This window comes from Inquilinus sp. (genome assembly GCF_057815775.1).
Window position 1 is genome coordinate 1 of the sequence record NZ_JBYRFX010000084.1, and the last position, 4,603, is coordinate 4,603.

Genomic DNA, 4,603 nt, shown 5'->3' on the forward strand with positions numbered 1-4,603 from the left:
AAGCTTCCTCACGGAAGCCATCACAAGGGAAATGATCATGTCCGAAGACTTCACGTCGCCGACGCGGCGCGACTTCCTGGCCAGTTCGGCCACCGCCATGTTTGCGGCTGCTGCCGCAACCGGCGCCTTCGGCCTGCTGAAGCCGGCCATGGCAGCGGCAGGCAGCGCGATCCGCCCGTTCCGGGCCGAGGTTCCGGATGCGGATCTGGGCGAACTGCTCCGCCGCATCCAGGCGACGCGGTGGCCGTTCCGGGAGACCGTCGCCGACCAGTCCCAGGGCGTCCAGCTGGCGCGGCTGCAGAAGCTCGTCCAGTACTGGGGCACGGAGTACGACTGGCGGAAAGTGGAGGCGAAGCTGAACGCCCTGCCGATGTTCGTGACCGAGATCGACGGCCTCGACATCCAGTTCATCCATGTCCCGTCGAAACACCCCGACGCCCTGCCGCTGATCATGACCCATGGCTGGCCGGGGTCGATCCTGGAGCTGCTGAAGGTGATCGGCCCGCTGACCGACCCGACGGTCCATGGCGGACAGGCCGAGGACGCCTTCGACCTGGTGGTGCCGTCGCTGCCCGGCTTCGGCTTCTCGGGCAAGCCGCAGGGGACCGGCTGGGGGTCCGACCACATTGCCCGCGCCTGGGCCGAGCTGATGGGCCGGCTGGGCTACAAGCGCTTCGTGTCGCAGGGCGGCGATTGCGGGTCCGTCATCTCGCACCGGATGGCGATGCAGGCGGTGCCGGGGCTGATCGGCATCCACGTCAACATGCCCGCGACGGTGCCGGCCGAACTGCAGCCGCTGCTGGCGCAGGGCGAGCCTGCCCCGGCCAGCCTGGCCGCCAAGGAGAAAGCGGCCTACGACAAGCTGAACGACTTCTACAAGAACAACGCCGCCTATGCCGCCATGATGGTGACCCGGCCGCAGACCCTGGGCTACGCGCTGGCGGATTCCCCGGCCGGCCAGGCCGCCTGGATGTACGACAAGATCGCGCAATGGACCTTTAGTGGCGGCGACCCCGAGCGGTCGCTGACCCGGGACGAGATCCTGGACGACATCTCGCTGTACTGGCTGACCAACAGCGCCACATCCTCGGCCCAGATCTATTGGGAAGACCACTCCAACAACTTCAATGCGGTGGATATCTCGCTGCCCGCCGCCGTGACGGTGTTCCCGGGCGAGATCTACCAGGCACCGCGGAGCTGGGTCGACCGCAGCTACCACAAGCTCATCTACTTCAACGAGGTCGACAAGGGCGGCCACTTTGCCGCCTGGGAAGAGCCGGAGCTGCTGGCCGTCGAGGTCCGCGCGGCGTTCCGATCGCTGCGCTGACCCCAGGGGTTGGCTGACCATGGCAGGCGACGCCTAACAGCTGCTCACAAGGCATAACGGGCATCCTTTCGCGGCCTCTGCTTGGATGGAGAGGCGGCGGGTGCGTCGGGCTGTCTGCCCGGCGCACCCATTGCCCGATGTCCGGGTCAGTCTGGAGGACTCGAAGGTGCAGAACGACGGGACATGGCTTGCCGTCTCGACCGCGGATGTCAGGGGCGTGCCCGCCGATGCGGCGGCGATGGACCGTGTCTCGCCTGCCGAGGAGCTGCTCGAGGATGTTCGCAGCGCGATGGACCGGAACCCGGAAGCCGCGCGCAAGGCCGCCTTGCGGCTGGTGACGCTGCTCACCCTGTCGGTCGCGGCTGACTCGGCCGGGATCCGCGGCGGGCTGGCGCCCTGGCAGAAGCGCAAGATCGAGCGATACATGAAAGAGCATATGGAGCGACCGCTGCGTGTCGAGGACCTCGCTGAGCAGATCCCGCTCAGCACCAGCCATTTCTGCCGCGCCTTCAAGGCCAGCTTCGGCACCACGCCGCATATGCACATCATCCGGCTGCGGCTGGACCTGGCCCAGCGGCTGATGCTGACCACACCGGACCCGCTCAGCCATATCGCGCTTGCCTGCGGCCTGGCAAGCCAGGCGCATCTCTCGAAGTTGTTCCGGCGCTGGGTGGGCGAACCCCCGAGCGCCTGGCGCCGCCGCAATCTCACGGACACGCAAGCCGAGGCGAGACATCGCCGCGCCATCAGCACGTCATCAATCAGGAACCTGCCATGACCCGGATCGAACACGTCCTGTACACCGGTAAGACCCACACCACCGGCGGGCGTGACGGCGCGTCCCGCACCTCGGACGGCCGCCTGGACATCAAGCTTTCGACCCCCGGCGGTGCGGGCGACGGCACCAATCCGGAGCAGCTGTTCGCCGCCGGCTGGTCCGCCTGCTTCATCGGCGCCATGGGACTCGCGGCCCGCAAGATGAAGATTACGCTGCCGCCCGACCTCGCCGTCGACGCGGAGGTCGATCTGGGCACGGCGGCCGGGGAATATCTCCTCCAGGCCCGCCTCAATGTCAGCCTGCCGGGACTGGAACCAGACGTCGCCCGGGCCCTGGTGGATGCGGCGCACCAGACCTGCCCGTACTCCAAGGCCACCCGGGGCAACATCGCCGTCGAGATCAATCTGATCTAAGCGCAGCCGGGCCATCAGGCGGCCGCCCTCGTTTTCCGTTGGAGAGAGCTGAATGTCCGAAGAGATCAATCACCAGCGCCGCCGGTTGTTCGGTGCGGCCGCCGTGACCGTCGCCGCCGCCCAGCTGGGCCTTTTCGGCACCGCGCAGGCCGAGGCCGGCAAGGTTGTCGCCGCACCGGTCAAACCCGGGACGAACACGTCGTTTGCTCCGCTGAAGCAGGTCGATGCCGGCCTCCTGAATGTCGGCTATGCCGAAGCCGGCCCTGCCGACGGCCCCGTCGTCCTGCTGCTGCATGGCTGGCCCTACGACATCCACGCCTTCGTCGATGTCGCGCCGCTGCTGGCCTCGGCCGGCTATCGGGTGATCGTGCCGCATCTGCGCGGCCACGGCACCACGCGCTTCCTGTCGGATGCGACGGTCCGGAACGGCCAGCAATCGGCTGTGGCCAGCGACATCATCGCCCTGATGGATGCGCTGAAGATCCAGGCGGCTGTCGTCGCCGGTTTCGACTGGGGCGCGCGGACGGCCTGCATCATGGCGGCGTTGTGGCCGGAGCGGTGCAAGGCTCTGGTCTCGGTCAGCGGCTATCTCATCGGCAGTGTCGAAGTCGGCAAGCGGCCGCTGCCGCCGAAGGCCGAACATGACTGGTGGTACCAGTTCTACTTCGCGACGGAGCGGGGCCGGCAGGGCTATGATGAGAACCGCCGCGACTTCGCGAAGCTGATCTGGCACGAGGCCTCGCCGAAATGGGGCTTCGACGATGCCACCTTTGCCCGCAGCGCTGCGTCGCTCGACAACCCGGATCATGTCGCCATCGTGATCCACAATTATCGTTGGCGGATGGGCGTGGCCGAGGGCGAAGCGCGCTACGACGAGCTGGAGCAGCGGCTGGCCGCGGCGCCGGTCATCACCGTGCCGACGATCACGATGGAGGGGGATGCCAACGGCGCGCCGCATCCGGAGCCGGCGGCCTATGCCAAGAAGTTCTCGGGCCGGTACGAGCACCGGACCATCACCGGCGGCATTGGCCACAACCTGCCGCAGGAGGCGCCCCAGGCCTTCGCCCAGGCCGTCCTCGACGTCGCCGGCGCCTGATCGGCATCGACGGTGGGCGATACGGCCGTTGGACGGCTGATTTGAGCGGATCCTCCCCGCATCGCCCATTGATGTCCAAGTCCTGCGTCTCCGCTGGAGGCGCCATGATCTGGAACTGGATTCCGGCCTCGATCCGCCTATATTAAGATGATTGTTACCATCTAAGTGCCGATGGGAGTGCCATCCGGATCGGCGCTGAAGGGCTGGAAGAGATGAGGAAGTCGAGGCAGGAGGCAGCCGAGACCCGGGCGCGCATCGTCAGCGCCGCCTCGGAGGAGTTCCGCCGCAACGGTATCGGCGCGACCGGGCTGTCGGACCTGATGGCCGCCGCCGGGCTCACCCATGGCGGCTTCTACCGGCATTTCGGGTCGAAGGACGAACTCGTGGCCGAGGCCTGTGCCTCTGCCGCGAAAATGCTGATCGCGACCGTCGGCCAGGATCCGGCGAAGCACCCGGATGAGAACGGGCTGGACGCCATGGTCGAAGACTACCTCTCGACCGATCATCGGGACGATCCCTCGGCCGGCTGTCCCTTCGCATCGCTCGGCAGCGAGATCGGGCGCGGCGGCAATGCCGTCCGTGACATGGCGACGGACGGCTTCACCAAGCTGGTCGATACCATCGCCGCACAGATCGCCGAGACGGACCCCGCCGATGCAAGGCGGCAGGCGCTGACAGTCGTGTCGACCATGGTCGGGGCGCTGACGATGGCACGCATGGTCAATGATCCTGCCCTTTCGGACGAGATCCTGGAGCAGGCGAAGACGCATCTCTCGGCGCTGTCCGCATAGCGCCACCCAACCGCGACCTGTTGTCTCTCGCGTGAGCCCCCTTGACGGCTTCAATGTCGCCTATCATCTATACGTGACTTAGATGTCGATTGACATCTTTTTCTCGTATTAATGGGTCGGGCGGAAGCCCGACGGACGGCTGACTCACCACCACCTGATGGGGCTCGGGGGCTTTCCCGGATGTCCGAAGGGGGCGGG

At 67.0% G+C, this 4,603-nt stretch carries 5 protein-coding genes; all 5 read left to right on the plus strand.

Features of this window, described 5'->3' with window-relative positions; translation table 11 throughout:
• Positions 1-37: 37 nt before the first annotated feature.
• The gene (locus AC3XYG_RS03135; RefSeq protein ID WP_489138355.1) at positions 38-1,327 is read left to right on the plus strand and encodes an epoxide hydrolase family protein; all 1,290 of its coding nucleotides are present in this window, start codon (positions 38-40) and stop codon (positions 1,325-1,327) included.
• Positions 1,328-1,544: 217 nt separating this feature from the next.
• On the plus strand, positions 1,545-2,105 hold the full coding sequence (locus AC3XYG_RS03140) for a helix-turn-helix domain-containing protein (protein WP_489138356.1): 561 nt from the start codon (positions 1,545-1,547) through the stop codon (positions 2,103-2,105).
• Positions 2,102-2,518 (plus strand): organic hydroperoxide resistance protein, encoded by a 417-nt coding sequence (locus AC3XYG_RS03145; protein WP_489138357.1) that lies wholly within the window; start codon positions 2,102-2,104, stop codon positions 2,516-2,518. Before AC3XYG_RS03140 ends, AC3XYG_RS03145 begins: the two co-directional genes overlap by 4 nt.
• Positions 2,519-2,570: 52 nt before the next feature.
• Positions 2,571-3,614, plus strand: a complete 1,044-nt coding sequence (locus AC3XYG_RS03150) for an alpha/beta fold hydrolase (RefSeq protein WP_489138358.1) — start codon at positions 2,571-2,573, stop codon at positions 3,612-3,614.
• Positions 3,615-3,826: 212 nt separating this feature from the next.
• On the plus strand, positions 3,827-4,405 hold the full coding sequence (locus AC3XYG_RS03155; protein ID WP_489138359.1) for a TetR/AcrR family transcriptional regulator: 579 nt from the start codon (positions 3,827-3,829) through the stop codon (positions 4,403-4,405).
• The last annotated feature ends 198 nt before the right edge of the window (positions 4,406-4,603 follow it).